At 72.0% G+C, this 24290-nt stretch carries 19 protein-coding genes and 1 tRNA gene; 13 read left to right on the top strand and 7 right to left on the bottom strand.

The features are described 5' to 3' along the window. The first annotated feature begins 2 nt into the window (after positions 1-2). The 3 genes from ABZX22_RS26155 to ABZX22_RS26165 are packed head-to-tail and all read left to right on the top strand — an operon-like array spanning position 3 to position 5001. Complete coding sequence (locus ABZX22_RS26155) at positions 3-2906, top strand: hypothetical protein (RefSeq protein WP_354913608.1); 2904 nt, start codon at positions 3-5, stop codon at positions 2904-2906. A 50-nt stretch (positions 2907-2956) separates the two neighbouring features. Further along, positions 2957-4144, top strand: a complete 1188-nt coding sequence (locus ABZX22_RS26160; RefSeq protein WP_354913610.1) for a DUF418 domain-containing protein — start codon at positions 2957-2959, stop codon at positions 4142-4144. A 50-nt stretch (positions 4145-4194) separates the two neighbouring features. Then, complete coding sequence (locus tag ABZX22_RS26165; RefSeq protein ID WP_354913612.1) at positions 4195-5001, top strand: SDR family NAD(P)-dependent oxidoreductase; 807 nt, start codon at positions 4195-4197, stop codon at positions 4999-5001. On the opposite strand, the gene ABZX22_RS26170 is transcribed toward ABZX22_RS26165, so the two are convergent. The 3 genes from ABZX22_RS26170 to ABZX22_RS26180 form a co-directional block, all read right to left on the bottom strand. Beyond that, positions 4998-6380 carry a xylan 1,4-beta-xylosidase gene (locus tag ABZX22_RS26170; RefSeq protein WP_354913614.1) on the bottom strand — a complete coding sequence of 461 codons (1383 nt, stop codon included), beginning with the start codon at positions 6378-6380 and terminating at the stop codon, positions 4998-5000. The two genes, ABZX22_RS26165 and ABZX22_RS26170, sit on opposite strands and share 4 nt — an antisense overlap. A 108-nt stretch (positions 6381-6488) precedes the next feature. Further along, positions 6489-7241 carry an SDR family oxidoreductase gene (locus ABZX22_RS26175; protein WP_354913616.1) on the bottom strand — a complete coding sequence of 251 codons (753 nt, stop codon included), beginning with the start codon at positions 7239-7241 and terminating at the stop codon, positions 6489-6491. A gap of 43 nt (positions 7242-7284) precedes the next feature. Further along, complete coding sequence (locus ABZX22_RS26180) at positions 7285-8331, bottom strand: phosphotransferase family protein (protein WP_354913618.1); 1047 nt, start codon at positions 8329-8331, stop codon at positions 7285-7287. Between the two features lie 260 nt (positions 8332-8591). Here ABZX22_RS26180 and ABZX22_RS26185 point away from each other — a divergent pair, with 260 nt between their 5' ends. Both ABZX22_RS26185 and ABZX22_RS26190 read left to right on the top strand, forming a co-directional pair. Beyond that, positions 8592-9611: a GNAT family N-acetyltransferase gene (locus tag ABZX22_RS26185; RefSeq protein WP_354913619.1), complete on the top strand. Its 1020-nt coding sequence runs from the start codon at positions 8592-8594 to the stop codon at positions 9609-9611. Continuing rightward, positions 9608-10729 carry a DegT/DnrJ/EryC1/StrS family aminotransferase gene (locus ABZX22_RS26190; protein ID WP_354913621.1) on the top strand — a complete coding sequence of 374 codons (1122 nt, stop codon included), beginning with the start codon at positions 9608-9610 and terminating at the stop codon, positions 10727-10729. Before ABZX22_RS26185 ends, ABZX22_RS26190 begins: the two co-directional genes overlap by 4 nt. Here the strand turns inward: ABZX22_RS26190 and ABZX22_RS26195 are convergent. After that, the gene (locus tag ABZX22_RS26195; RefSeq protein ID WP_354913830.1) at positions 10710-12092 is read right to left on the bottom strand and encodes a PLP-dependent aminotransferase family protein; all 1383 of its coding nucleotides are present in this window, start codon (positions 12090-12092) and stop codon (positions 10710-10712) included. The genes ABZX22_RS26190 and ABZX22_RS26195 overlap by 20 nt on opposite strands. Positions 12093-12163: 71 nt before the next feature. Between ABZX22_RS26195 and ABZX22_RS26200 the strand changes: the two genes are divergently transcribed. The 8 genes from ABZX22_RS26200 (at position 12164) to ABZX22_RS26235 (ending at position 21116) form a co-directional block, all read left to right on the top strand. After that, positions 12164-12799, top strand: coding sequence for a pyridoxamine 5'-phosphate oxidase family protein (locus tag ABZX22_RS26200; protein ID WP_354913622.1), 636 nt, complete (start codon positions 12164-12166; stop codon positions 12797-12799). 65 nt (positions 12800-12864) lie between these two features. Next, positions 12865-15201 carry a serine/threonine-protein kinase gene (locus ABZX22_RS26205; RefSeq protein WP_354913624.1) on the top strand — a complete coding sequence of 779 codons (2337 nt, stop codon included), beginning with the start codon at positions 12865-12867 and terminating at the stop codon, positions 15199-15201. 139 nt (positions 15202-15340) lie between these two features. Beyond that, on the top strand, positions 15341-16972 hold the full coding sequence (locus ABZX22_RS26210; protein WP_354913625.1) for a protein kinase: 1632 nt from the start codon (positions 15341-15343) through the stop codon (positions 16970-16972). Between the two features lie 25 nt (positions 16973-16997). Then, entirely contained in the window at positions 16998-18326 is a 1329-nt protein-coding gene (locus ABZX22_RS26215) for a hypothetical protein (protein ID WP_354913627.1), read from the top strand. 39 nt (positions 18327-18365) lie between these two features. After that, positions 18366-19940 (top strand): DUF2510 domain-containing protein, encoded by a 1575-nt coding sequence (locus ABZX22_RS26220; RefSeq protein ID WP_354913629.1) that lies wholly within the window; start codon positions 18366-18368, stop codon positions 19938-19940. A gap of 73 nt (positions 19941-20013) precedes the next feature. After that, positions 20014-20610, top strand: a complete 597-nt coding sequence (gene orn / locus ABZX22_RS26225; RefSeq protein ID WP_354913630.1) for an oligoribonuclease — start codon at positions 20014-20016, stop codon at positions 20608-20610. A 62-nt stretch (positions 20611-20672) separates the two neighbouring features. Next, positions 20673-20748, top strand: a tRNA-His gene (locus tag ABZX22_RS26230). A 185-nt stretch (positions 20749-20933) separates the two neighbouring features. Beyond that, positions 20934-21116 carry a LuxR C-terminal-related transcriptional regulator gene (locus tag ABZX22_RS26235; RefSeq protein WP_354913631.1) on the top strand — a complete coding sequence of 61 codons (183 nt, stop codon included), beginning with the start codon at positions 20934-20936 and terminating at the stop codon, positions 21114-21116. Positions 21117-21321: 205 nt separating this feature from the next. On the opposite strand, the gene ABZX22_RS26240 is transcribed toward ABZX22_RS26235, so the two are convergent. The 3 genes from ABZX22_RS26240 to lat form a co-directional block, all read right to left on the bottom strand. Next, a complete protein-coding gene (locus ABZX22_RS26240) occupies positions 21322-22251 on the bottom strand; it encodes an alpha/beta hydrolase (RefSeq protein WP_354913633.1) in 930 nt (309 codons plus the stop codon). After that, positions 22248-22790, bottom strand: a complete 543-nt coding sequence (locus tag ABZX22_RS26245; protein WP_354913634.1) for a PadR family transcriptional regulator — start codon at positions 22788-22790, stop codon at positions 22248-22250. The genes ABZX22_RS26240 and ABZX22_RS26245 overlap by 4 nt, the downstream gene beginning before the upstream one ends. A gap of 111 nt (positions 22791-22901) precedes the next feature. Next, a complete protein-coding gene (lat, locus tag ABZX22_RS26250; RefSeq protein ID WP_354913636.1) occupies positions 22902-24173 on the bottom strand; it encodes an L-lysine 6-transaminase in 1272 nt (423 codons plus the stop codon). Positions 24174-24290 lie beyond the last annotated feature (117 nt).

A 24290-nucleotide genomic window follows, 5' to 3' on the forward strand; every position in this document is an offset into this window, starting at 1 on the left:
ACGTGAGGCAACCGGCGGGCGAGGCGATGGCAAGGGACACGACCGGCACGTCCGCGGCTTCTGACGCCGCGGAGGTGGAGGAGAGCGACGTGTCGGAGGAGCCCGGCTTCGACCCCGACGCCACCGGCGTGATCCCCCGGATCACGATCCCCCTGGACGAGCCCGCCACTCCCGAGACCGGTGCCCGTGAGCCCGGCGCCCAGGACGAGGACGCCGCCCCGCCACCCGGCGACCCGGAGACCGACGATCCGGAGACCGCCGAGGACGAGGCCACCCAGGAGAGCGCCCTCCCGCGGCTGGCGCAGGCCTCCGACGACGAGACCACCGGGGAGAGCGCCCTCCCGCAGGCGGCGCAGGACAACGACGAGGGCGACGTCACCCTGGAGACCGCCCCGCCCGGGCGGGACGAGGGCGACGGCGACGAGACCAACCCGGTCATCCGGCCGCCCGAGCCGGAGCCGGAGCTCGACGACGTCACCGAGGTCACCCAGGTCGTACGCCTGCCCTCGCCTGCGTCCCGGACCGGCGCGCAGCCCGAGGAGTCCGCTGACGAGCAGGAGGACGGCACCGAGGCCACGACCGTCGCCAAGCGCGTCCCCGTCGCCGAGTTCGCGCACGTCGGCCGTGCCCCCGGAGCCCCCGAAGCCCCCGGAGTCCCTGAAGCCCCTGAAGCCCCCGGAGTCCCCGAAGCTCCAGAAGCGCCCAGGACGCCTGCCGTACCGCAGCGGAAGCCCGCCGCCCCGGGGTGGGGCGCGCGGCTGGCGGCGCTGGCGCAGAGCGCGCCCCGCTGGCTGCCGGTCGTGCTGGTCATCGAGGGCCTGCTCATGTACGTCCTGGCGCTGCGGGTCTCGCCGGGGCCGCTGCGGGGCGTCGACCCCGCCGACATCAGCGGGCTCGGGCTGATCTCCGCGATGCCGTTGAGCGCGTTCTTCGCGATCATCCTCATGATCGTCTCGTTCTTCATGACGGTCACGCAGAGCACCGACCGCAAGTTCCTGCTGCTGTTCCAGATCGCCGCGATCACGTTCGCCCTGCACGGAGCGGGGGCGATCGTGGCCGAGGCGCCACGCTTCCCCACCGCGTACGTGCACGCCGGCTTCGTCGACTTCATCTCCAGAACCGGCGAGACGGCCATCTCCCTCGACGCCCGGATGGCCTGGCCCGGCTTCTTCGCGCTCTTCGCGTTCGTCGGCAAGGCGGCGGGCATCACCGACTTCACGACGATCCTCAACTGGACGCCGCTGCTGTCGAACCTGCTCTACCTGCTGCCCTTCGTGCTGATCCTGCGCCAGGTGGTGGCGACCACGCGGGCAAGGTGGTTCGCGGCGCTGCTGTTCATCCTCGTGCAGTGGATCGGCCAGGACTACTTCTCACCCCAGGGCTTCACCTTCGCCCTCTATCTGGCCTTCGTGGCGATCCTGCTGCGCTGGTTCGGCAAGGTGGAGACGCGCGCCAGGCCGCTGCCGGCCAAGGGCCGCATCCGCAGGCTGCTGGCCAAGCTCGACACGATGCTGCCCGGCGAGCTGGCCTACACCGGCACCTTCAGGGCCGACAAGCTGCTGATGCTGCTCATGCTGATCGCGCTGTTCTTCGCCGCGACGGCCTCGCACCAGATCACCCCGTTCATGATGCTGGGCGTGCTGACCGCCTTCCTGCTGGTCAAGCGGACCTCGCTGACGTGGGCGCTGCCGTTCTTCTTCGGCCTGGTGGTGCTGGCGTGGATCAGCTACCAGACGGTCGGGTTCTGGCAGGGCAACATGGACGCCATCTTCGGCGGCATCGGCCGGCTGCTGGAAAACCTCCAGCGCGGCACCGGTGACCGGATCGCGGGTAGCGACCCCATCCACGCGCTGGTCCTCAAGACGCGTCTCGGCATCTGCGCGGTCGTGCTGCTGCTGGCGGCGGCGGGCCTGTTCAGGCGGCTGCGCCGGGGCGTGTTCGACAGGGCGGCGCTCGTCCTGCTGTGCGTGCCGGTGCTGGCCATGGGCCTGCAGAGCTACGGCGGCGAGATGGGCCTGCGGGTCTACATGTTCATGCTGCCCGGCGCCTGCCTGCTGGCCGCCTACGCCTTCTTCCCCAACCTGCCCGCCGACAGCGAGGACGCCTCCGACGAGACGGTGCCCTTCCGCAAGCGCAACGTCAGGTTCCACCCGCGGACCACCAGGATCGTCTCGATCGTGCTGGCCGCGTGCGTGGCGGTCACCCTGTCGATGGCCTTCCTCATCGCCCGCTACGGCAACGAGAAGTTCGAGCGGGTGACCGCGGGCGAGGTCGCCGCGATGCGCTACGTCTACGAGCACGACCAGCCGAGCGCCAGGGTGCTCTACCTGACGCCCAAGCTCGGCCCCGAGGTCACGCCGATCCTGCCGTGGGGCGAGAAGGACTTCGAGAAGGTCGACTTCACCCAGCAGGCGCTGGTCCACAAGGACCCGACCGACATCAAGGGCGTGGTCGACAAGCTCAAGAGCAGCGAGCGCAACACCTTCCTGGCCGTCACCCGGGGGCAGGCCGCCTACCTGCAGCTGAACGAGGGCTACCCGGACGACTGGTACCAGCGGTTCGTGGCCGCGCTCGACGGCTCCAAGGAGATCAAGAAGGTCTACTCCAACGAGAGCGCCGCGCTCTACACGTGGAAGAAGTTCGTCAAGGGCACCGAGATCCCGTTGCCCCGTTACTCCAGCGGCGGTCCCGGCGATCCGGGCTCTCCCTGGAGCGTCGTCGGCGTGCTGGCCCTGGCCGTCACCTGGCTGGCCCTGTTCTCCTACGAGGTGATCCGCCTGCACGGCAGGGACAAGGCGCCGCGAGCCCGCCGCAGGCTGCTGTGGGTGGCGGTGCCGGCGTTCGTGATCGCGCTCGCCGTGATCGTGGAGCGATTCCTCTACATCGGTCTAAATATGTTCCACTAAATTCCGAAAAGTCACAGCAAACCCTCAGGTTGCGAGATGATGTCCCCTTGATGTGGACATCATCTCGCGCGTCCGGAGACCGGATCGCCGCCGTCGACGCGCTGCGTGGCTTCGCGCTGCTCGGCATCCTTGCCGTCAACATCGCCTTCCTCGGCTCCGGCTACCGGATGGCGGGCCTGCCGGAACCAGGGTTCGACGGCCCCCTCGACTGGGGGGTGCGCTGGTTCGTCACCATGTTCCTGGAGAACAAGTTCTACCTGCTGTTCTCCTTCCTGTTCGGCTACAGCCTCACCCTGCAACTCGACTCGGCCGCCAGGCGCGGCGCGGCGTTCTCGCCGATGTTCCTGCGCCGGCTGGCCGGGCTGTTCCTGCTGGGCCTCGCGCACGGCGTGCTGCTGTTCCCCGGCGACATCCTGGCCACCTACGCCGTGGTCGGGCTCGCGCTGCTCGCGTTACGGACGCTCCCGGCACGGACCGCGCTGATCGCGGCAGTCACGCTGACGTCGTTGCTCGCCGTCGCCTTCGTCCTCGCCGCCGTGGCGGCCGGCCTCGGCTTCCACGTGCCGGGCACGGGTTCGGGCGGGGCGGCCGAGGCGCTCAGGACCGACATGCTGCTGCGCGGAGGACCCGGGATGATCATCGCGGAGCACCTGCACGAGCTGTCGATGATCGCCGTGCTGCGCGTGCTGTTCCAGGGGCCCGCCGTCCTGGCCGCGTGCCTGGTCGGGCTCGCCCTCGGCAAGCAGGGCGCGTTGCGCGCGCCGAACCCGGCGACGCTGCGCACGCTCCAGCGCTACGGCTTCACGGTGGGGATCGCCGGCCAGGCCATCCACGCCTACTCGACCTGGGGCGGCTCGAGCGGGGTGCTGCGCCTGCTCGGCCAGGCGGTCGACCTCGTCACCGCGCCCCTGCTGGCCGCCGCCTACGCGGCCACGCTGCTGCGCCTGTTGCCGCACCTGCCGCGCCTGGGCCGGCTGCTGGCCGCTCCCGGCCGGATGGCGCTGACCAACTACCTCGGGCAGTCGGCCATCTGCTCGCTGATCTTCACCGGGTACGGCCTGGCGCTCGTCGACCGGGTCAGCCCGCCCGCCGAGATGCTCGTCGCGCTCGCCGTCTTCGCCTTCCAGGCGGCCGCCAGCCACTGGTGGCTGCACCGCCATCGCTACGGCCCCGTGGAGTGGCTCCTGCGCGCGCTCACCTACTGGAAGATTCCCGCGAAAAAAGTGCAACCGACCTGAGGGGGCCGGTGTTTCAGGGGATGTATCGACATTCACTGAAAGGTTCACTCATGGATCTGCAGCTCTCCGGCCGCGTGGCCGTCGTCACGGGGGCCTCCAAGGGCATCGGCCTTGCCACCGTCGCCACTCTCCTGCAGGAGGGGGCGAAGGTCGTGGCCGTCTCCCGCAAGAGCAACCCCGAGCTCGACGCGCTGGCCGGACCCAACCTGACGCACGCCGCCATCGACCTGATGGACCCCGACGGGCCCGCCGCCGCGGTGCAGCGTGCCGTCGAGGTCTACGGCGGGCTCGACATCCTGGTGAACAACGCCGGCGGCCCGCCGCCCGGCGTGAAGCTCCCCCGTTTCAGCTTCCTGGCACCGACGGACGCCGACTGGCGGGAGATGTTCGAGTTCAACCTGTTCGCGGTCGTGCGGGCCGTACGGGCGGCGATCCCGCACCTGCTGGAGCGCGGCGGCGGCGCGATCGTGAACGTCACCACCGGCGCGGTGCGGCAGCCCGGCGCGATGAACGTCGACTACCAGGCGGCCAAGGCGGGCCTGCTGAACGTGTCGAAGGCGCTGTCGGAGGAGTACGCGCCGCAGGGCATCAGGGTCAACACCGTGGCCCCCGGCCCGGTCAGGACCGCGTGGTGGACGGAGGAGGGCGGCGCCGCCGACATCCTCGCCGGAGTCACGGGCGCCGACCGTGACAGCGTGATGGACACGGTGGCGCCGCAGATGATGAACCTGGCGACGGGCCGGCTCGTCGAGCCGCAGGAGGTCGCCGACGTGATCGCCCTGCTGGCCTCGCCCCGCTCGGCCAGCACGACGGGCGCGGAGTTCGTCGTCGACGGCGGGTTCCTCAAGGCCGTCTAGCCGGTGCTGCCGCGCTGGCTCCACTTGATCTCGTAGGGCCCGAAGGTGAACTGCTGCCCGTCCACCGTCGCCGTCAGCTGCGCATCGGTGGTGTTGACCATCACCATCTGCTGCGGCTGGGCGAGCACGCGCACCTTCGGGTCGCTCGAGGTCACCTGCTCGAGCCGCACGTCCGCGGGGAACCACTTGACGAACCCGCTCAGCAGGCCCGCCATCGGCATCTCCTCGCCGGTGCCGGGCACCCACAGGCAGGCGTGGCACGCGCCGGCGTCCTTCTTGTGCGGGTTCCAGTAGAGCGCGGTGGTCACGCCGCTCTTGGCGAACTCCATCATCGCGGTGGCCTGCACCGCGGCGGTCCGCTCCTCGGTCCAGCCGGTGTTCTCCGGCTCCATGTAGTACTCGGCCCACCAGACGGGCAGGTCGGGGGCCTGCTGCCGCAACCACGCGGTGATCGCGGTGAACTTGGCCGTCGCGCTGAACTCGTCGGGGGTGGGCGGCTGGTCCCTGGTCATGGTGGCGCCGTCGATGACGACGAAGTCGGCGCCCTTCTTGTTCTTGATCCAGTACTCGATGGCGCCGAGCACCCGCCGGTCGACGGTGCCCCACGGGCCGGTGACGGGCGACTCGCCCGCCGTCGGCGCGTGATGGTCGATCGGCACGTACGGCCCGCCGACCTTGATCTCCGGGTTGACCTGCTTCAGCGCGTCGTAGACCTTGTTGTAGAGGTCGGTGTAGGACTCGGCGTCCCAGGTGTTGGTGGCCTGGTTCCAGAAGCCCTTGAACTCGTTCCAGACCATGAAGTGCTTGACGGTCGGGTAGCGCTTGGCGACGGTCGCGGCCAGCTTGGCGTAGTCGTCGAAGTGCTCGCGCCGGGGGGCGGTGGTGGCGTTCTTCGTCCAGTCGGTACGGCCCGGCGTGCCGCCCCTCATCCAGTCGGGGGCGCAGCACAGCGTGATGATCGGGATGCCCCGCGTCTCGGAGATCAGCTTCATCCGCCGGTCGAGGTCACGGAAGTCGTACCGGCCGGGGCTCGGTTCCGGGTTGCCCGCTCCCCAGCCCATGACGTGCTGGTTCTGCAGCATCGGCTCGCGGCCGAGCACGTTGGCCGCGCCGTTCTTGCCCTCGTCGGTGTCCTGGTCGGCGCTGTACTGGGTGTGGGTGACGCCCCAGCGCGGCCAGCCCTCCGTGACGGGCGGCGCCGCCAGCGTGGGCGCCGCCTGCGACGGCGGGATGGTGGCCGGTTCGCCCGAGGCGCCCCTGGTCCTGGTTCCCGCGTAGATCATGATGCCGGCGACCAGGATCACCGCGACGACTCCGGCGGCCAGGGCGATCGGCCACGGGGAGCGCCGTTGCGCGTGACGGCCGTTCGTCGGTATCACCGGGGTCCTCCTGAAGCGTTCCAACATGACAGAGCCGGGTCGATGTGCCCGGCTTTCCACCAAAGGTAACCGGCTCGGTTACAGAACGCTTGAATGTTGCTCTACCGATTAGCTGGGAATCGGCGGCCGCTGCCCTCCGGCGGGCCCCGGCACGCCAGCATATCGGTAGGGCACCGGCGGCCTGCCTGGCTGGACGATCAGCAGGGTACCGGGGTCGTTGGTGTAGAAGGCCGCTTCCACGGCGCCCGCGACGTCCTCCGCCGTGAGCAGCGGGAAGCCCGCGCCGACGAACATGTCGCGCTGCCCGGCGACGAGCGGGGTGTCGGTGAAGCCGGGACACACCGCGCTGATCCTGATCCCCGTCCTGGCCAGCGGTTCGGCCAGCGCCCTGACCAGGCCGACGACGGCGTGCTTGGTCATCGTGTAGACGGGGTCGCCGTCGTAGCCGACCAGGCCGGCCAGCGAGGCGGTGACGACGATCGCGCCGCCGCCCGAGCCCGCCAGCACGGGCACGGCGGCGTTGACGCCGAAGACGACACCGTCGACGTTGACGCCCATGGCGCGGCGGTAGCGCTCCAGGTCGAAGGCGGCCAGGTCGACGCCGCCGGCGATGCCTGCGTTGAGGTGGACGAGGTCGAGCCTGCCGTACCTCTCGACGGCCAGGTCCACCGCGCGCCGCGAGGTCTCGGGGTCGCTGACGTCGCCGGCCAGCCACGCCCCGCCGACCTCCTTGGCGACGCGTTCGACGCCCGCCTCGTCGAGGTCGACGAGGAGGCATCGCGCCCCTCCCGCCGCCATCCTGCGCGCCACCGCGGCGCCGATGCCGCTGGCGGCTCCGGTGATGAGGACAACGCTGCTCATCGGATCTCCTTCGCTGTCGCTGGTGCGCCCTGCCCCGGCCGGATCACGAGATGCCGTGGTCGAGCGTGCGGTGGTCGAGCGTGCGGTGGGCGCGGGCGAGCAGGAGGGGCACGGCGTCGCCGATGCGGTCGAACCCCTCCCCCACGGTCTTACCCTGCCGGAACCTGGCGTGGATACCCTGCACGATGACCGCGAGCTTGAAGTTGCCGAACGCCACGTAGAAGTCCAGGTCGGCGAGGTCCCTGCCGGACACCTTGGCGTAGTGGGCGGCGAACTCGGCGGCGCTGAGGAAGCCGGGGGCGAGCGTGACGTCGCCCGCCACCGGGATCGAGGCGCGCTCGTCGTCACCGTGGTCGTGCCAGTAGGTGAGCGTGAGACCCAGGTCGGCCAGTGGGTCGCCGAGCGTCGACATCTCCCAGTCGACGACCGCGCGGATCTCCGGTGGGGCGAGCCGTACCAGCGTGTTGTCGAGGCGGTAGTCGCCGTGCACGAGCGTGGCGGCCGAGGTGGCGGGCATGCGCTCGCGCAGGCGGGCCACGAGGCGGTCGTAGACGGGGTCCTCGCGGTCCGCGGAACGGGCCCACTGCTGGCACCAGCGATCGAGCTGCCTGGCCAGGTAGCCGTCGGGGCGGCCGAAGTCGCCGAGGCCCACGGCCGTGTAGTCGACCGCGTGGATCTCGGCCAGCACCTCGGCCAGCCGCTGCGACAGCCGCCTGGTCTCCTCCACCCCCGGGGCGCCCAGCTCGTCCCTGTCGCGGACGGCCGCGCCGTCGACGTGGCCCATGAGGTAGAACGGCGCCCCGATCACGTCCTCGTCGGAGCAGAAGGCGAGCGGCGGGGGGACCGGTACCGGCGTGCCGTCCAGGGCGGAGATGACCCGCCACTCGCGGCGCATGTCGTGCGCGGTCGGCAGGACGTGGCCGAGCGGAGGGCGGCGCAGCACCACCCGCTGTTCGGTCGCCTCGACCAGATAGGTCAGGTTGGACCTGCCGCCGGAGATCAGCGACACCGAGACGGGCGCGCCCGCCGCCGGCACGTGCTCGCCCATCCACGCGGCCAGACGCGGCCAGTCAATGCCAGGTACCGTCATGGAACCACATTAGAACCTGGTTCTGTTCACGCCACCAACATGAGAACTCCCTAAATTTGCCAGCAGTGGCGGCCCACCACTCCCCCTCATCCCTTAACGTTTGCTGTGAACCGCCATGCATGGTCTGCTCAGGAAGTACCCCCGACACCCGACCATGCCGCACGGCGGGCGGGGACCGCACACCCCAGTAGGAGCCCATGCGCATCACTCTTGTTCACCCCCGTGACCTGGGGCGCCCGGAAGTGGACCGATGGAGGGCCTTGCAGGAGGCCGACCCGTCCTTCGACAATCCCTTCCTCTCGCCGGAGTTCACGATCGCGGTAGGCGAGTCGCGCGACCAGACACGCGTCGCCGTCCTCGAGGACGGCACCGACGTGGTCGGATTCTTCCCCTTCGAGCGGCATCCGCTCGGCATCGGCAGGCCGGTGGCCGCCGGCCTGACCGACGCCCAGGGCATGGTCATGCACACCAAGGCGGAGATCGACGCGCAGAAGCTGATCAAGAGCTGCGGGCTGGGCGTCTTCGAGTTCGACCATCTGGTGGCCGGGCAGCCGATGCTGGCCGAACGACACGAGCTGCACCCCTCGCCGGTCATCGACCTGAGCGACGGCTGGGCGCCGTACACCGACTACCTCATGGCCAACTCCGGCAAGACGTACAAGAGCACGCTGGCCAAGTCGCGCAAGCTCCAGCGCGACGTCGGGCCGCTGCGCCACGACTACGCCGTCACCGATCCGGCGCCCCTCCACACGCTGCTGGCCTGGAAGACCGACCAGTACCGCCGCACGGGCCGCACCGACAGGTTCGCCACCCGCTGGATCGTCGAGCTGGTCGAGCGGCTGCTCGCCACGCAGACCGAGGCGTTCGCCGGCGTGCTCGACATGGTCTACGTCGACGGCGTCCCGATGGCGGGCCACTTCGGCCTGCGCACCAGGCACACGCTCGTGGGCTGGTTCCCCGCCTACGACACCGCCTACGCCAAGTCGTCGCCCGGCCTGATCCACCACCTGGCCATGGCCGAGGCCGCGGCGGCCGCCGGGATCAGGCTCATCGACATGGGCCGGGGCCCCAAGGAGTACAAGGAGAAGCTCAAGACCGGCGACCTCCACGTCGCAGAGGGCAGGGTCGCGCGCGCCAGCGCGGGGGCCGGCGTCCACTGGATGATCAGGGTTCCGGTGCGCAAGGCGCGCGGCGCGGTCATGGCCAACCCGCTCCTGCTGAAGACCGCCGACCGCGCGCTGAAGACCTACGGCCGCCTGCGCACGGCCCTGCAGGCGTGAGCGCCGTCCGGGCGCTCGAGGAGCGCACCGGCCGGCACTGTCTCGCGCTGCCGTCCAACCGGCTGGGCCTCTACCTCGCGCTGCGCCACTTCTGCGCGCCGGGGCAGCGGCTGCTGATGTCGCCGATCTCCGCCGACGAGATCCTCTTCCTCGTCCTCGCGGCGGGCCTGGTGCCGGTGATCGCGCCGCTGTCGCGCCGTACCGGCAACATCGACCCGGCCCGCGCGGACCTGTCCGACGTCGACGCCGTGCTCACCACCAACCTGTACGGCCTGCCCGACGATCTGCCCGCCTTCGACGGCAAGCTCCTCATCGAGGACGTCGCCCACGCGATGGAGACCACGGTCGGCGGCCGGCCGCTCGGGACGTTCGGCGCGGCGGGGGTCTACAGCCTCTCCAAGCACGCGGGCGCGGGCTCGGGCGGAGTGCTGGCCGTCGCGGACGCCGCCGACGCCAAGGCGCTGGCGCAGGCGCGCGACCTGCTGCTGCAGCCCGGGTCCTGGCGTGCCGAACTGCTGAGCGTGGCCAGCTCGATGGCCCGCCAGGCGGCCCTCACCTTCGACCTGGTCCGTCCCGCGCTGAGGCTGATGCGGGCCCTCGGCATGGAGGAGGAGCGCGAGGGCTACCGCATCGCGCTGCGCGCCCCCGAGCTGCGGGCGGCCATGGCGGGCGGCCCCGCGCTGCCGCCCTTCGACCCGTGGGTGCGCGCCGACCTCCACTCCTACCGCACCAGGCGCGGCGGGCCGGCCCGGTGGTACCAGGGCCGCAAGGTGGCCAAGGTGGCGCGCGTGCGGCCGCGGCGGCTGGCCGGGGTGCGGCGGCTGGCCGAGCTGCCGAGCGTGGCCGAGGGTGTCCTCGACCACCTGGACCAGCCCCTGTTCAGGGTGCCGCTGCTGGTGGAGGAGCGGGATCGGGCCATCGCCGCGCTCGAACGCCGCGGCGTGGCCACCGGCTACCTCTACGCGCCGCCCTACGACGACTACGCCCCCGGGTTCACGACCCCCTCGCCCGCTCCCGCCGACGCCCGCTGGTGGGCCGAGCACGTGCTGCCCGTCGATCCGGTCTACGCCGACCGCGCCCTGCCCGTGCTGAGGGAGCTCACTCCAGCCCGCGGATGAGGTCGGCCAGGATCTGGCAGCCGCGCCGCACGTCGGCGAGCGAGGCGGAGCCGTACCCGATGACCAGGCCGTGCACCCGTGGCGGCCCGTGGTGGTGGCGGGCGGTGGTGTCGAGCAGGACGCCCGCCGCGGCCGCCGCCGTCACGAGACCGGCCACCGCCGAGGGTCGCAGCTCGGCCAGGACGTGCAGGCCCGCCGTGTCGCCGTGCAGGCGGCAGACCGGGCCGAGGAGCTCCACCACGGCCGCGCGGCGGCGGGCGTACTCCAGGCGCATCCTGCGCAGGTGCCGGTCGAGGTCGCCGCGCTCCAGCAGGGTGGCGACGGCCTGCTGGACCGGGCCGCTGGTGCGATCGGACAGGTCGTCCCTGATGGCGGCGATCCGCCGCAGCAGCTCCGGTTCGCCGACCAGCCAGCCCACCCCCACGTCGGGGGCCAGCGACTTCGACAGCGTGCCGAGCAGCACCACGCGGGCCGGGTCGAGGCCGTACAGGGCGGGCAGCGGGGCCACGTCGTAGCGGAACTCCGCGTCGTAGTCGTCCTCCACGACCGTCGCCCCGGTGCGCCGCGCCCAGGCCAGCAGCCGTTCCCTGCGCGGGATCGGCAGGCGCCCGCCCATCGGGTACTGGTGGGCGGGAGTGGTGTAGAGGACGCGCAGATCGCCGGGCAGGTCGTCGACGATCACGCCGTCCTCGTCCACGGGGCACGGCACGATCGCCGCACCCCTGGCGGCGAAGACGGCGCGGGCCACCCGGTAGCCGGGCTCCTCGACGCCCGCCCGCGCCCCGTGGCCGAGCAGGGCCATGGCGACCAGGTCGAGGCCGTTGCCGGTGCCCCTGGTGACCAGGACGTTCTCCGGGCCCACCGCGATCGCCCGCGTCCTGCGCAGGTGCTCGGCCAGCAGCTCCCGCAGGAACGGCAGGCCGTAGGGGTCGGGGTCGGCGCCCGGTGGCAGGTCGGCGGCCCTGCGCCAGGCCCGCTTCCACGCCGCCGGGTCGTAGTCCTTGACCCACGGCCCGCCGGGGGTGAGGTCGATCAGCGGGGCGGCCCGCCGTACCGGGGGGACCACGGCGGGGGCGGGCGCGGGTGCGGGGCGGGGCGTCTCCTGCGACAGGTCGGCCACGTAGGTGCCCGAGCCGTGGCGGCCGTCGAGCCAGCCCTCGGCGTAGAGCTGCTGGTAGGCCTCCGTGACCACGGTACGGCTGACGCCGAGCTGCGCGGCCAGCCCCCGCGAGGACGGCAGGCGGATCCCCGCGGTGAGGGCGCCCGCGCGCATGGCGTCGCGCAGCCAGTCGCCGAGCTGCACGGACAGCGGCACCGCCGAATCCCTGGTCAGGACAACGGGCAGGTCGACGAGGGTGCGCACCGAAGTGGTCTCCAAGAAGCGGTTATTAGTGGACATTAACGACAGGTCCACTATCTCAATAGCGTGACGGCATGCTCTCCACCACACCCCGCACGACGCTCGGACGCGAGAAGCACCGCGGCAGCACCGACAGGAACGACCTCTACGAGGTGCTCGACTCCGGCCTCATCTGCCATCTGGGCGTGGTGATGAACGGTCACCCCATGGTCGTGCCCACCGGCTACGGCCGCATCGGCGACACCCTCTACCTGCACGGCTCCACCGGCGCCCGCTCGCTGCGGGCGGGGTCGGGCGAGCAGGTCTGCGTCACCGTCACCCACCTCGACGGCCTGGTGCTGGCCCGCTCGGTCTTCAACCACTCCGTCAACTACCGATCGGCGATCATCTACGGCGCGGCCAGGCTGGTCACCGACGAGGAGGAGCGCATGGCCGGCCTGCGGGCGCTGACCGAGCAGCTCGCCCCCGGCCAGTGGGACTACGCCAGGCAGCCGACCCGCAAGGAGCTGGCTGCCACGGCGGTGCTCGCGCTGTCGCTGGAGGAGGCGTCGGTCAAGGTGCGCGGCGGCGCGCCCGTCGACGAGGACGAGGACTACGCGCTGCCGGTCTGGGCCGGGGTGCTCCCGCTGGTCACCTCGTGGGGGGCGCCCGTGCCTGACCCGGTGCTGCCCGAGGGGATCGACACACCGGGCCATATCAAGGAGCGTTGACCGCCAACCAGAACGGCGGATCGTACGTCTCATCAGGTGGGCCAGACTCCTGATGGGAGAGCGCCATGGTTTGGAGCGCCCCCGGCTACACCGAGATACGGCAACTCGGGGCGGGCGGAAGCGGCAGGGTCGTGCTCGCCGTGCACGACGACACGGGCGTCAGCGTCGCCGTCAAGTACCTTTCGGAGCGGGTGCGCCACGAGCCCGGGGCGCTGGCCGCCTTCAGGGCCGAGGCCGAGGTGCTGACCACGCTGGTGGATCCGCACATCGCCAGGATGTGGGAGTACATCCAGGAGCCCGACGGCGCCGCCATCGTCATGGAGCTGGTCAACGGCGTGTCGCTGCGGGCGCTGCTGCGCGAGCACGGCACGACCGGGCCCGAGGCGGCGCTGGTGGTGCTCAAGGGTTCCCTTCTCGGCCTGGAGCGGGCGCACGCGGCCCACCTGGTCCACCGTGACTACAAGCCGGAGAACGTCATCGTCAGGGACGACGGCGTCAGCAAACTCGTCGACTTCGGCATCGCCGTACGGCACGGCACCGCCACGCGGGCGACGGGCACCCCGCCGTACATGGCCCCCGAGCTGTGGTCGGGCCGGCCCGCCTCCCCCGCGACCGACGTCTACGCGGCCACCGTGGTGTTCTACGAGTGCCTGACCGGGCACCGGCCGTACCGCTCGACGGAGTCGCACGTCCTCGGCTACCAGCACCTGCACGCGCCCATCCCCCTGCGCGACGCGCCCGAGGGCGTGCGGGAGCTGATGGCGCGCGGCCTGGCCAAGGACCCCGCCGACCGCCCGGCGAGCGCGGCCGCGTTCGTGGGCGAGGTGGAGCGGGCGGCGCTGGCCGCCTACGGCGAGGAATGGGAGGAGGACGGCAGGCGCCGGCTGGCCGCCCTGGTGGGGCTGCTGGCGCTGCTGCTGCCGCAGCCGGCGACCCCGCCGCCCGCCACGAGCTCGTCCTTCTTCCGGACCGTCTTCAGGAACACCGGACGTACGGCCCGGCGGCACGGCAAGCGGCTGCTGATCGGCACCACGGCGGTCGCGGTGGCCGCGGGCGTGACCGGCTACGTGCTGGCCGGCAGGGACCGGCCGCCCGCCGCGACGATCGACGTGGTGGCTTCGGAGCCCTCGGCCGCGGCCGTGCCGCCGAGCCCGGCGACGCTGCCGACCGGCACGCCGGAGGCCGGCGGCGAGCCGACCGGCGAGCCGGACGTCGGCGCCGGATCGAACACCGGCCAGGAGACGCAGGCCCCGCCCTCTCCCACCGGTTCACCGGCGGGGCCGCCCTCCGCCTCACCGTCGCCGAAGCCGCCCACAACGACTCCCACGCCGCGGCCGTCCACCCCGACCCCGACACCGACGCCGACCCGCACCCCGACACCCACGCCCTCCCCCACTCCCACACCCACTCCCACACCGACGCCCGGCACCCCGACGCCGCGGCCGGTGACGAACGTGTCGGCGCTGAACGTCGGCGCCCTGTCGGTCGACGCGGCCGGGCGGGCCGCCGCCACCGTCTCCCTGCGCACCACGGGCACCGGGCCCGTCACGATCACCACCCGCCTGGCCGTCGACGGCCAGGTCGTGCGCACCGCACGCAACCGGGTCAGCGGCGCGACCACCTACACCCGCCCCGTCGGCCACGACCTCGGCGAGCGGCGCTGCGGCAGGATCGTCACGCTCACGGTCACCACCTCACCCGCCGCGCCAGGCGGCGCGAAGACCGTCAGCGCGCCGCTGCCCGCGTGCCCGACGACCGTCACCGGGCTGCGGGTCTCCCTCGCCGTGGCGCAGGCGCCCGGACGGGCCGCGCGCGCCAGGATCGCCGTCGAGACCAGCGGCACGGGCGAGGTGCCCGTCACCGCCACGATGGCGCTCAACGGCGACCAGGTCGCCGCCAAGACGCTCTCGCTGTCGGGGGACACCTCCTACACCGGCGCGTTCGACCACACCTTCGGCGAGCGGCCCTGCGGCGGGACGGTCACGGTGGCCGTACGGGCGGGCGACAGGCAGGACAGCGCCAGCGCCGACGTGCCGTGCCCCGCCGCGGTGCGGCAGGTCTCGATCGCCAGGGCCGCGCTGAACGCGCGCGGCCGTGCCACCGTGATCGTCACCGTCGCCGCCGCGAACACCCAGCCGGTACGGCTGAGCGTCGCCTTCGGCGTCGCCGGCCAGGTCCGGCACACCGAGTCGGTCGAGCTGTCCGGCCAGACCGCCTACACCGCGACGGTCGGCTTCACCGTCCCCGACCTGCCCTGCGGATCGTCCTGGACGGTGACGGCGGGCACCAGCCCGGCCGCCGCGAACGGCACCGCCTCCGCCGGCGGCAAGACGCCCACGTGCGAACCGCCGGCCGAGACGCCCACTCCACAGCCGGGCGAGAGTGATGATCACTCCTCATGAGAATCGTGGCCCCTGGACTGCCGATACGGCGCTGAGCTGCGAAAAGAAATGGCCGGAAGTCCGATAGCCACGTTTCTCCTGAGTAAGCTACGATCCGTTCTGATGTGGGTGGGGGCCCAGAGGATTCAGAGGTGATCTGATGGACCGGTGGGGGGTCCCCGGCTACACCGAGGTGCGCGAGCTCGGCTCCGGCGCCTCGGGACGGGTGATGCTGGCCAGGCGTGACCACGACGGTGTCGAGGTCGCGATCAAGTACCTGTCCGACCGGCTGCGTGACGACGTCGGGTTCGTGGCCAGGTTCCGGCACGAGGCTCGGATGCTCGGCAGCATGCGCAGCCCGTACAACGTCCGCCTGCTCGGCTACGTCGAGGACGGCCAGGGCGCGGCGATCATCATGGAGCTCGTCGACGGCGTCTCGCTGCGGGCGCTGCTCGACTCCGAGGGGCCGACGGGGCCTGAGGCGGCCCTGGCCGTGCTCAAGGGGGCGCTGAAGGGTCTGGCCGCGGCGCACGCGATCGGCGTCGTGCACCGCGACTTCAAGCCCGAGAACGTGATGGTGCAGGGCGACGGCAGCAGCAAGCTGGTCGACTTCGGCATCGCCGTCCGGCAGGGCGAGGGCGCCAACTCCGCGGGGACCCCCGCCTACATGGCCCCCGAGCAGTGGTCGGGCGGGCCCGCCACCGCCGCGAGCGACGTCTACGCGGCCACGATCGTCTTCTTCGAGTGCCTGACCGGCATGCGGCCCTTCCGCGCCGCCACGGTCGCCGCGCTGGCCCGGCAGCACCACGCCACCCCGCCACCGGTCGACGAGGTGCCCGAGGCGCTCCAGCCACTGGTGGAGCGCGGGCTGTCCAAGCACCCGGTCGAGCGCCCGGCCTCGGCCGACGACTTCCTCGACGAGCTGGAGGTCGTGGCCGCCCGCGCCTACGGCCCCGACTGGGAGGAGCGGGGCAGGCGCCGCCTGGCCAGGCTCGCGGGCCTGCTGCTGGTGCTCTTCCCCGGCACCCGCGAGGAGACGCTGGAGACCAGCACGACGCTGGCCGAGAGCGAGTTCGCCGAGCCGCGCGGAATCGTCTCGAGGCTGGGCGTGAAGACGCTGGTGTGCGTCGGCCTCGTCGTCGTGATCGGCACGGTCACCACCATGCTGCTCACCTCGGGCGACGACGACCCGGCGCTGAGGGCGCAGACCTCGCCCGCGACGCCGGCGATGTCGCTGATCGAGGCGCCGTCGCCGACGGAGTCCGCCACGGAGGAGCCCACGGCCGAGGAACCGTCCGCCGAGGAGACGGTCGCGCCGGCCACCACCTCGACGCCGACGCCGACGCCCTCGCCGACCGTCGCCGCACCCAAGAAGACCACCGCGACGCCGAAGCCGCCGAAGCCGTCGAAGCAGCCGGTGCGCCGGTCCACCCCGCCGCCCCCGCCGCCCACCGCGAGCAAGAAGCCGACGCCCACTCCTGAGCCGGACGTGACACTGCGCGGCAGGTCCGACAACGACCCCGCGCCGTCGCGGACGCCCTCGCAGACGGCGACCACGTCCGCGCCGCCGCCTCCGCAGAACACCCCGTCGGAGACGCCCAGGGAGACGACCTCCTCCGAGCCGTCCCCGTCCAACTCCGACGACGGCGGGGAGACGCCCAGGGTCACCGAGACCCCGTCGGCGACGGCGGTCCCGGGGCTGCTGGCGATCGGCCTGATGACGTCCGGCGCGGTACCGGTCACACTTGCGGTGAAGCGCCGTGTCGCTGGACGGCACAGGAAGCAGAGGTAGCGGGGGCGAGGCACCGGGGGAACTGATGAGCATGATCGCCGGCTTCCTGCTCACGGACCGGAAACGGATCACCGAGCTCGGTACGTGGATCGAGGCGACGGGCCCCGGCGGCAGCCGCGGCGGGGCCCTGCGGTTCGACTCCCGGCTCGTGTCCGTGCCCGGCGCCCGCGAGCGCCTGGTCGAGGCCGTGCTGGCCGACCGCGGGCTGGCCGCAGGCGGGATGACGGGGCTCGTCCCGGTCGCCGACCTGGTCACCGCCGGACCCGAGGTGTGGCTGCTGACCGGCCACGGGATCTCACCCGTCCTGTCGGACCTGCTGACCACGCCCGCGATGGACGCGGCCGGCGCCGCCGCCGTCCTCGTCGAGACGGCGCAGACCCTCGCCGCGCTCCACGCGGCGGGACTGGCCCACGGCTCGCTCCATCCCGGCACCGTGGTGATCGCGGAGGACGGGGCGGCGCTGCTGTCCGAGCGCGGGCTCGCCGACGCCGTCCGGGGCCTGCCGCCCGCCCCCGACCGGGACGTCGCGGCCTGGGCCGCGCTGGCCCGCGGCCTGGCCGCCACGTGGGCAGCGGGCTCCCCCGGCGCGGCGGACCTGCTGGAGAGGGTCGCGGCCACCGCCACCACGCACGGGCTGGCCGCGGCCAGAGACACCCTGCTTGCCGGACGGGACGCCCTGCCCGGCGGGCTGATCAGCCGCGACGTGCTCGCCGAGACCGCACGCCGCTGGGCGACCCCGGCGACACCGGGCACGTCCCCGGTCAGGGACGAAGGCGAGATCGCCACCATGCTGCGGGTCCCCGGGCCGACTCACGGGCCGGCCCGTTTCGGCCCCGGTGTCACCTCCTCCGGCACCCACGGCCAGACCACCGCGGAGAAGATCTGGCGGGACGGCAACCGCCCCGGCCCTCCCACGTACGGCGAGCGGGCGCGCAAGGCCGCCCGGGCACGCCGCCGCAGGACCGTGGTGTCGGCGGCGGTGCTCGCGCTGGTCATCGCGGGCGCCGTGCTGGCGTGGTTCTCCGTGCGCTCCCCCGCCGACCTGGTCGTGCAGTCCGCGACGGTGAGCGCGCCCAAGACGCTGGGCTGCCGCAAGACCGCCACCATCACAGGAAACCTGGTCACCAACGGCTCGGGCGGCAGCGTCAGGTTCCAGTGGCTGCGCAGCGACAGGAAGGAGCCGATCGAGCAGACCGAGACCGTCCCGTCGGGCAAGACGACCCACACGGTGTTGCTGAAGTGGACGGTCAAGGGAGAGGCGACGGCCAAGCTGACGGCCCGGCTGCGGGTCCTGTCTCCAGTGCCCCAGGGACAGAAGATCGAGGATAAGGCGACATTCACCTACAAGTGCTGATCTACCCACTGCCAAGCGGTTGTCATTAGTCTGGCGGCCATGACCACGCAGACCCCCGCAGGCTGGTATCCCGACCCCTACGGCTCGCCGCAGCTGCGGTGGTGGGACGGCACCCAGTGGACCGACGCCACACACCCGACCGAGCCCGGCGCGCGTCCTCAGGCGCACGGCGGCGGCCCTACCCAGACGGCCGGGCCGGGTCCCATCGTGGGAAGCACGCCGTACCACGGGGCGGACGGGCCGGGTGCCGGGCAGCCCGACAGCGGCCCCGGACCGGCGTACCAGGCGCCCTCCGGAGGGCCCGAGGCGGGGCGGGGAGCGTGGGATTCGCCCGGTGGCGGTCCTGCTGCCGGCGGGGACCAGGGCTCCGGTCCGTGGGCGCCGCCTCAGGGGCCGGGCGCGGGCCCCGCGGCGCAGCCGTACCAGGGGCCGGGAGCGGGCCCTGACGCGCGGCCTGAGCACGGGCAGGGCTTCGGCCCGCAGTTCCAGCCGCCAGGACCGGGCGCGCAGTTCCAGCCGCCGGGATCCGGCCCTCAGTACCAGGTACCGGGATCCGGCCCGCAGCACCAGGCGCCCGGCCCCGGTCCGGGCCCGCAGTACCAGCCGCCGGGATCGGGCCCGCAGTTCCAGGCGCCGGCACCGGGTGCGCAGTTCCAGGCGCCCGGATCAGGTCCGGGCCCGCAGTACCAGGGGCCGGGACCGGGTGGGCAGTACCAGGGGCCGGGACCGGGTGGGCAGTACCAGGGGCCGGGGCAGCAGTACGGGCAGCAGCCCTACGGCGGCGCCACGATGCGGCTGCCCGCGCCCGACTTCGGGCCGCCGCCGAAGTCGGGCGGCGCGATGCCGTGGATCCTCGGCGGCATCGGCGCGGTGCTGGTGATCGCGCTGATCGCGACGGCGGCGATCTTCATCGCCAACCGGGGCGGCCAGACGACGACCATGCCGAGCCCCAGCCCCACGAGCGAGGCGCCGACCGCCGAGACACCCACCGAGTCCCCCACTGAGTCCCCTACTGAGTCGCCTACCGAGTCACCCACGGACTCGCCCACCCAGGGGGCCGGCGCCGACCTGCCCACCCCGGCCGACGGGCGCATCACCGACCCCACGACCGGGCTGTCCTACCCGGCGCCGGGCGAGCCGTGGAGCGTGCCCTCGTCCGCCGAGATCAACCCCAACCCGAACGCCCAGCAGTGGTCGGCCGGGATGAGCGCCGTCTCGCAGGAGAAGTACGACGGCGAGAGCGACTGGACGGGCAGCCTCTACTCCGGCGAGCTCGACGAGAGCTACCCCTACCAGGGTGAGGCCGACCTGCGCTCGGCCATGGGCACGGTCTTCATCGACTTCGCCCGCTTCTACCCGATCAAGCACGAGCGGAAGATCCTCCAGGACAAGGCGATCACCGTCGACGGCCACGCGGGCCGCGTTCTGGAGTTCGAGATGGACTTCAGCGCCGAGTCGGCCAAGAAGAGCTACCAGTGGAAGAAGGAGCGCGCGGCCATCGTCCTCGTCGACAGGGGCGAGGGCAAGCGGCCCGCGCTGCTCTACGTCTCGGTGCCGGACAATCTGGATACCGGTCTCGTCACTCAGACGCTGAACTCTCTCAAGCTCTCCTGACCTGGGCACTACGCTGGAGTCAATGAGCAAGCGGGCGGGTAGCTCCGAGCCGCTGGGCGAGGAGATTGATCGTATGAGTGAGTTGCTGGTCTGGATCGACTGTGAGATGACGGGGCTCGACCTCGGGCGCGATGCGCTCATCGAGGTGGCCTGTGTCGTCACCGACAGCGAGCTCCGGCAGCTGGACGAAGGCGTCGACGTGGTCATCAAGCCGCCGTCCGAAGCGTTGGAGCAGATGTCGGAAGTGGTCCGCGAGATGCACACCGCCTCGGGCCTGCTGCCGGAGCTGGCCGAGGGGGTCACGCTCGCGGAGGCCGAGTCGCTCGTGCTCGACTACATCCGCGGCCACATCCCCGAGCCGAAGAAGGCGCCGTTGTGCGGCAACTCCATCGGCACGGACCGCACGTTCATCTCCCGTGACATGCCGGCCGTGGACGCCTACCTGCACTACCGCATGATCGACGTGTCCTCGATCAAGGAGCTGGTCCGCCGCTGGTACCCGCGTGTCTACTTCGCGGCGCCCGAGAAGCAGGGCGGGCACCGGGCGCTGGCCGACATCACCGAGAGCGTCAGGGAGCTCCGCTACTACCGCGCGGCGGTGTTCGTGGGCCAGCCCGGACCCGACTCGGCGACCGCGAGAACCCTCGCGGACAGTGTGTCACTCGGCTGAGTGGCGCAAAGGGTCCCGAAGACCGCTACACTTTTCCATGTGCTGCTGCGGCAGTGCGCATGGTGGGTGTAGCTCAGTTGGCAGAGCGCCAGGTTGTGGTCCTGGATGTCGGGGGTTCAAGTCCCCTCACTCACCCCACATCAGAAAGGCCGGTCCCGTACGGGATCGGCCTTCTGCTTTTCTCCGATGACTTTGGCCCCAAATCAGGACAATGCGAGTTATGCTCGCTGTCAACCGCTGACGCCGGGAGCACGGGGGCCAATCGGCGATCTGACCGACTTCGCTGTTCCGGAGGCCGGATGAGAGTCGACCACGTCGCACGCTTGAGCAAGCGTGAGGCTGAGGTGATGGACCTGATCGCGACCGGTCAGTCCAACGGGGAGATCGCGCAACGACTGTTTCTCAGTGAGAAGACGGTCAAGAACCACGTCAACAGGATCTACGCCAAGCTCGGCGCCGACTGCCGGGTCACCGCCATAGGTTTATGGCTCAACAGGGACACGTAGAGGCTCCGCCTGTTGCGGGACCGGCGTTTCCCGCTGCCGGGAAGCGCCGGTGATCACGCGGTTCGCCGTACGGTGACGAACCTCACAGCTAGCCGCTGGGGCGGATGTCGCCGTGCCGTTCCCCACCACATTCCGCAAGGCGTGCCGCCCGTTTTCGGGCTCGCGATGTCGTGCAGGGGCTCGCCGAAGGGCGGGGGTGCGGGGGTTACTCCGCGGCGATCCGCGCCAGGATCTCGTCCTGGTAGGCGAACGCCGCGAAATGCCCGCCGGGCACGAATCGCGCGGTCCCGCCGGGCAGCCGGTCGGCCAGCCGGCGCGCCAGCGCCACCGGCACCTTCGGGTCCTCCAGCCCGTGCCACAGGTGCACGGGCCCCCGCACACCGGCCGGGTCGAACCCCCACGGCCGCAGGTAGTCCAGCAGGTCGCCGGCCATGGCCGCCCCACCCTGCCCGCAGCTCTCCTTGACGTCCGCGACGAAGGCCGCCTTCGCGGCGTCTCCCCCGTCAGCGAGCAGCCGCCGGAAGACGCGCAGGTCCGCCGGGATCAGCGACCGCTCGACCCGCCCGACGAGCCGGTCGGCGTCGCCGCGGGCGCCTGCCGACATCGTCGTGGCCGCCAGCGAGCACAGCCGGCGCAGCAGCCGCGGAGCCCGCCGTGCCAGCCGCCAGTAGAAGGCGTCGGCCCGGCTGTCGGGGGCCCAGCGGCCCACGCCGTCCACGGGGGCCATCCCGCCCAGGATCGTCGTGCTGGTGACGAGGTCGGGCCGCTTGGCCGCCAGCGCCAGGACGGGCCCCGCCCCCATCGACACGCCGATCGTCGCGACCCGGTCGAGCCTCAGGTGGCCGGCGAGCGCCGCGGCGTCGTCGGCCCACCCGGGGAAGCCCGCTCCCGGAGCGGCCGTGGACCTGCCGTACCCGGGCCGGTCCACGGAGACGACCCGCAGGCCGTGGCGGCGCAGCACGGCGTCGGACAGCGCCCACCCGGCCACCCACCTGGACGAGCCGTATCCGTGGACGAGCAGGCACGGCCGCCCCGCCGGGTCGCCGAAGACGGCGTAGCCGATCCGCCTGCCGTCCGCGAGGGTGAGGCTCTCCGCCGCGGTCGTGCCCATCGCCGCCCTCAGTTCCTCGGTCATGAAGCCGCCGCCTCGCCGGTGGCGGGCCAGGTCCCCACCACGTCGATCGCCCATGCGGCCCAGGAGATCATCGCCTCCAGCCGCCGCACGCCCGCCTCGAGGCCGAGCAGCGACGCCCGGTCGGCGGGCCGGCTGAGGTCGAGCCCCTTCATCAGGGCCCGCATGCCCCGCAGCCGCGCCCGGTGATACTCCATCTCCTCCCGGAGGAAGGCCTGGGCCTCCTCCGGGTCGACCAGCCACAGCGCGAAGGACCTGAGCACCGTCTCGTTGCGCTGGCTGTGGTCGGCCGACGTGGTCGTCAGCCACTCCCGCAGCAGCCGCTCACCCTCCTCGGTGATCTCGTACGGCCGGCGACCGCGCGCCCCTTCACCTTGCTCCCTGATGAGCCCCTCGGACGCCAGCCGCTTGAGCTCGGGATAGACCTGGGTGGGTTTGGCGTGCCAGACGAACTTCAGGACGCCGTCGAACTCCTGCCCGATGTCGTAACCGCTGCGCGGCGCCCCCGCGATCAGGGTGAGCAGCGCCATGCGAAGCGACATGCCGAATCTCCCTCCTTCACCAGACGAAGATGACAGTAGCACACTAAAAAATTTTAGTGTCACGAGCCAGGTGAAAGGAGGACACGACGGACGGTCGGCCGGAGGAAGGTGTCAGAGCGGGCGGGAGAGCGCGTGGCCGATGGCGGCCAGGCCGTGCTCGAGATCCTCGTCGGGGATGTTGAGCGCGGGCCTGAGCCGTACCGACCGCTCGCCGCACGGCAGCACCACGACGCCCTCCTCCTCGCGCAACCGGATGATCAGCGCGCTCCTGCGCGCGCCGTCGGGCAGGTCGAAGGCGCACATGAAGCCGCGCCCGCGCACGTTCGACACCAGCGCCGGATGCTCGGCCTGGAGCTTGCCCAGCCCTTCGACCAGCCGGGCGCCGGCCTCGGCGGTGCGCGGGATGAGCCCGTCACGCTCGATGATCTCCAGCATGGCGCGCGAGCGCACCATGTCGACGAGCCCGCCGCCCCAGGTGGAGTTGATGCGCCCGCTGACGGTGAAGACGTTGTCGGGGACGAGGTCCACCCGCCGGCCCGCCATGATGCCGCCGACCTGCACCTTCTTGGCGAAGGCGACGATGTCGGGGGCCAGGCCGAGCTGCTGGTAGGCCCAGGGGGTGCCGGTGGTGCCGCCGCCGGTCTGCACCTCGTCGAGGACGAACAGGGCGTCGTGCTCGTGGCAGAGGTCCTGCATGGCCTGGAGGAACTCGGCGCGCATGTGGTTGTCGCCGCCCTCGCCCTGGATGGGCTCGGCGATGAAGCAGGCGATGTCGTGGGGATGGCGTTCGAAGGCGGCGACGGCCTGGGCGAGCGCCCTGGCCTCGAGGTCCTCGACGTCGCCCAGGTGGGTGGCCGGCACCTCGATGCGCGGCCAGTCGAACAGGGGGAAGCGCTCCGTCTTGAGCGGCTCGGTGTTGGTGAGGGACAGGGTGTAGCCGGAGCGGCCGTGGAAGGCCCTGGTCAGGTGCATGACGCGGCTGCCGAGCTCGCGGGGGCGCCCCTCCGCCTCGTTGCGGCGGCTCTTCCAGTCGAAGGCGGTCTTGAGCGCGTTCTCGACGGCGAGGGCGCCGCCTTCGACGAAGAACAGCCGCGGCAGGTCGGGGTCGCCGAGGACGCGGGTGAAGGTCTCGACGAAGTCGGCCAGGTGCTCGCTGTACATGTCGGGGTTGGCCGGCTTGTTGAGCGCGATCCTGCCGAGGAGTTCCTGGTCGAGCGGCGGGTTCACGCCGAGCGGCGCGGAGGCGAAGAAGGTGTAGAAGTCCAGGTAGCGGCGGCCGGTGCGGGCGTCGACGAGCCAGGATCCCCGGCTTCTGTCGAGATCCAGAACCAGCCGGTAGCCGTCGACGAGTAGGTGGCGGGCGAGCCGGTCATGGACGTCCATGTGCCCTCCTCTGTGAGCTGGATCACGACATACATTCCCCATATTTATGCGTCTATGTAAAGACTTTCCGCCCACGAGGCTTGATCACACAAGGTTCTCCGGCTGCGCGGCCGAACG

It is taken from the genome of Nonomuraea sp. NPDC003804 (genome assembly GCF_040610675.1).
GTDB lineage: Bacteria > Actinomycetota > Actinomycetes > Streptosporangiales > Streptosporangiaceae > Nonomuraea.

What these genes read in the sequence shown, in the direction of transcription:
- ABZX22_RS26210 (WP_354913625.1), top strand. Translation starts at nt 15,341, where the DNA reads ATGGACCGGTGGGGGGTCCCCGGCTACACCGAGGTGCGCGAGCTCGGC.
- ABZX22_RS26205 (WP_354913624.1), top strand. Translation starts at nt 12,865, where the DNA reads ATGGTTTGGAGCGCCCCCGGCTACACCGAGATACGGCAACTCGGGGCG.
- ABZX22_RS26200 (WP_354913622.1), top strand. Translation starts at nt 12,164, where the DNA reads ATGCTCTCCACCACACCCCGCACGACGCTCGGACGCGAGAAGCACCGC.
- ABZX22_RS26240 (WP_354913633.1), bottom strand. Translation starts at nt 22,251, where the DNA reads ATGACCGAGGAACTGAGGGCGGCGATGGGCACGACCGCGGCGGAGAGC.
- ABZX22_RS26175 (WP_354913616.1), bottom strand. Translation starts at nt 7,241, where the DNA reads ATGAGCAGCGTTGTCCTCATCACCGGAGCCGCCAGCGGCATCGGCGCC.
- ABZX22_RS26160 (WP_354913610.1), top strand. Translation starts at nt 2,957, where the DNA reads ATGTGGACATCATCTCGCGCGTCCGGAGACCGGATCGCCGCCGTCGAC.
- ABZX22_RS26180 (WP_354913618.1), bottom strand. Translation starts at nt 8,331, where the DNA reads ATGACGGTACCTGGCATTGACTGGCCGCGTCTGGCCGCGTGGATGGGC.
- orn (WP_354913630.1), top strand. Translation starts at nt 20,014, where the DNA reads ATGAGTGAGTTGCTGGTCTGGATCGACTGTGAGATGACGGGGCTCGAC.
- ABZX22_RS26245 (WP_354913634.1), bottom strand. Translation starts at nt 22,790, where the DNA reads ATGTCGCTTCGCATGGCGCTGCTCACCCTGATCGCGGGGGCGCCGCGC.
- ABZX22_RS26215 (WP_354913627.1), top strand. Translation starts at nt 16,998, where the DNA reads ATGAGCATGATCGCCGGCTTCCTGCTCACGGACCGGAAACGGATCACC.
- ABZX22_RS26165 (WP_354913612.1), top strand. Translation starts at nt 4,195, where the DNA reads ATGGATCTGCAGCTCTCCGGCCGCGTGGCCGTCGTCACGGGGGCCTCC.
- lat (WP_354913636.1), bottom strand. Translation starts at nt 24,173, where the DNA reads ATGGACGTCCATGACCGGCTCGCCCGCCACCTACTCGTCGACGGCTAC.
- ABZX22_RS26220 (WP_354913629.1), top strand. Translation starts at nt 18,366, where the DNA reads ATGACCACGCAGACCCCCGCAGGCTGGTATCCCGACCCCTACGGCTCG.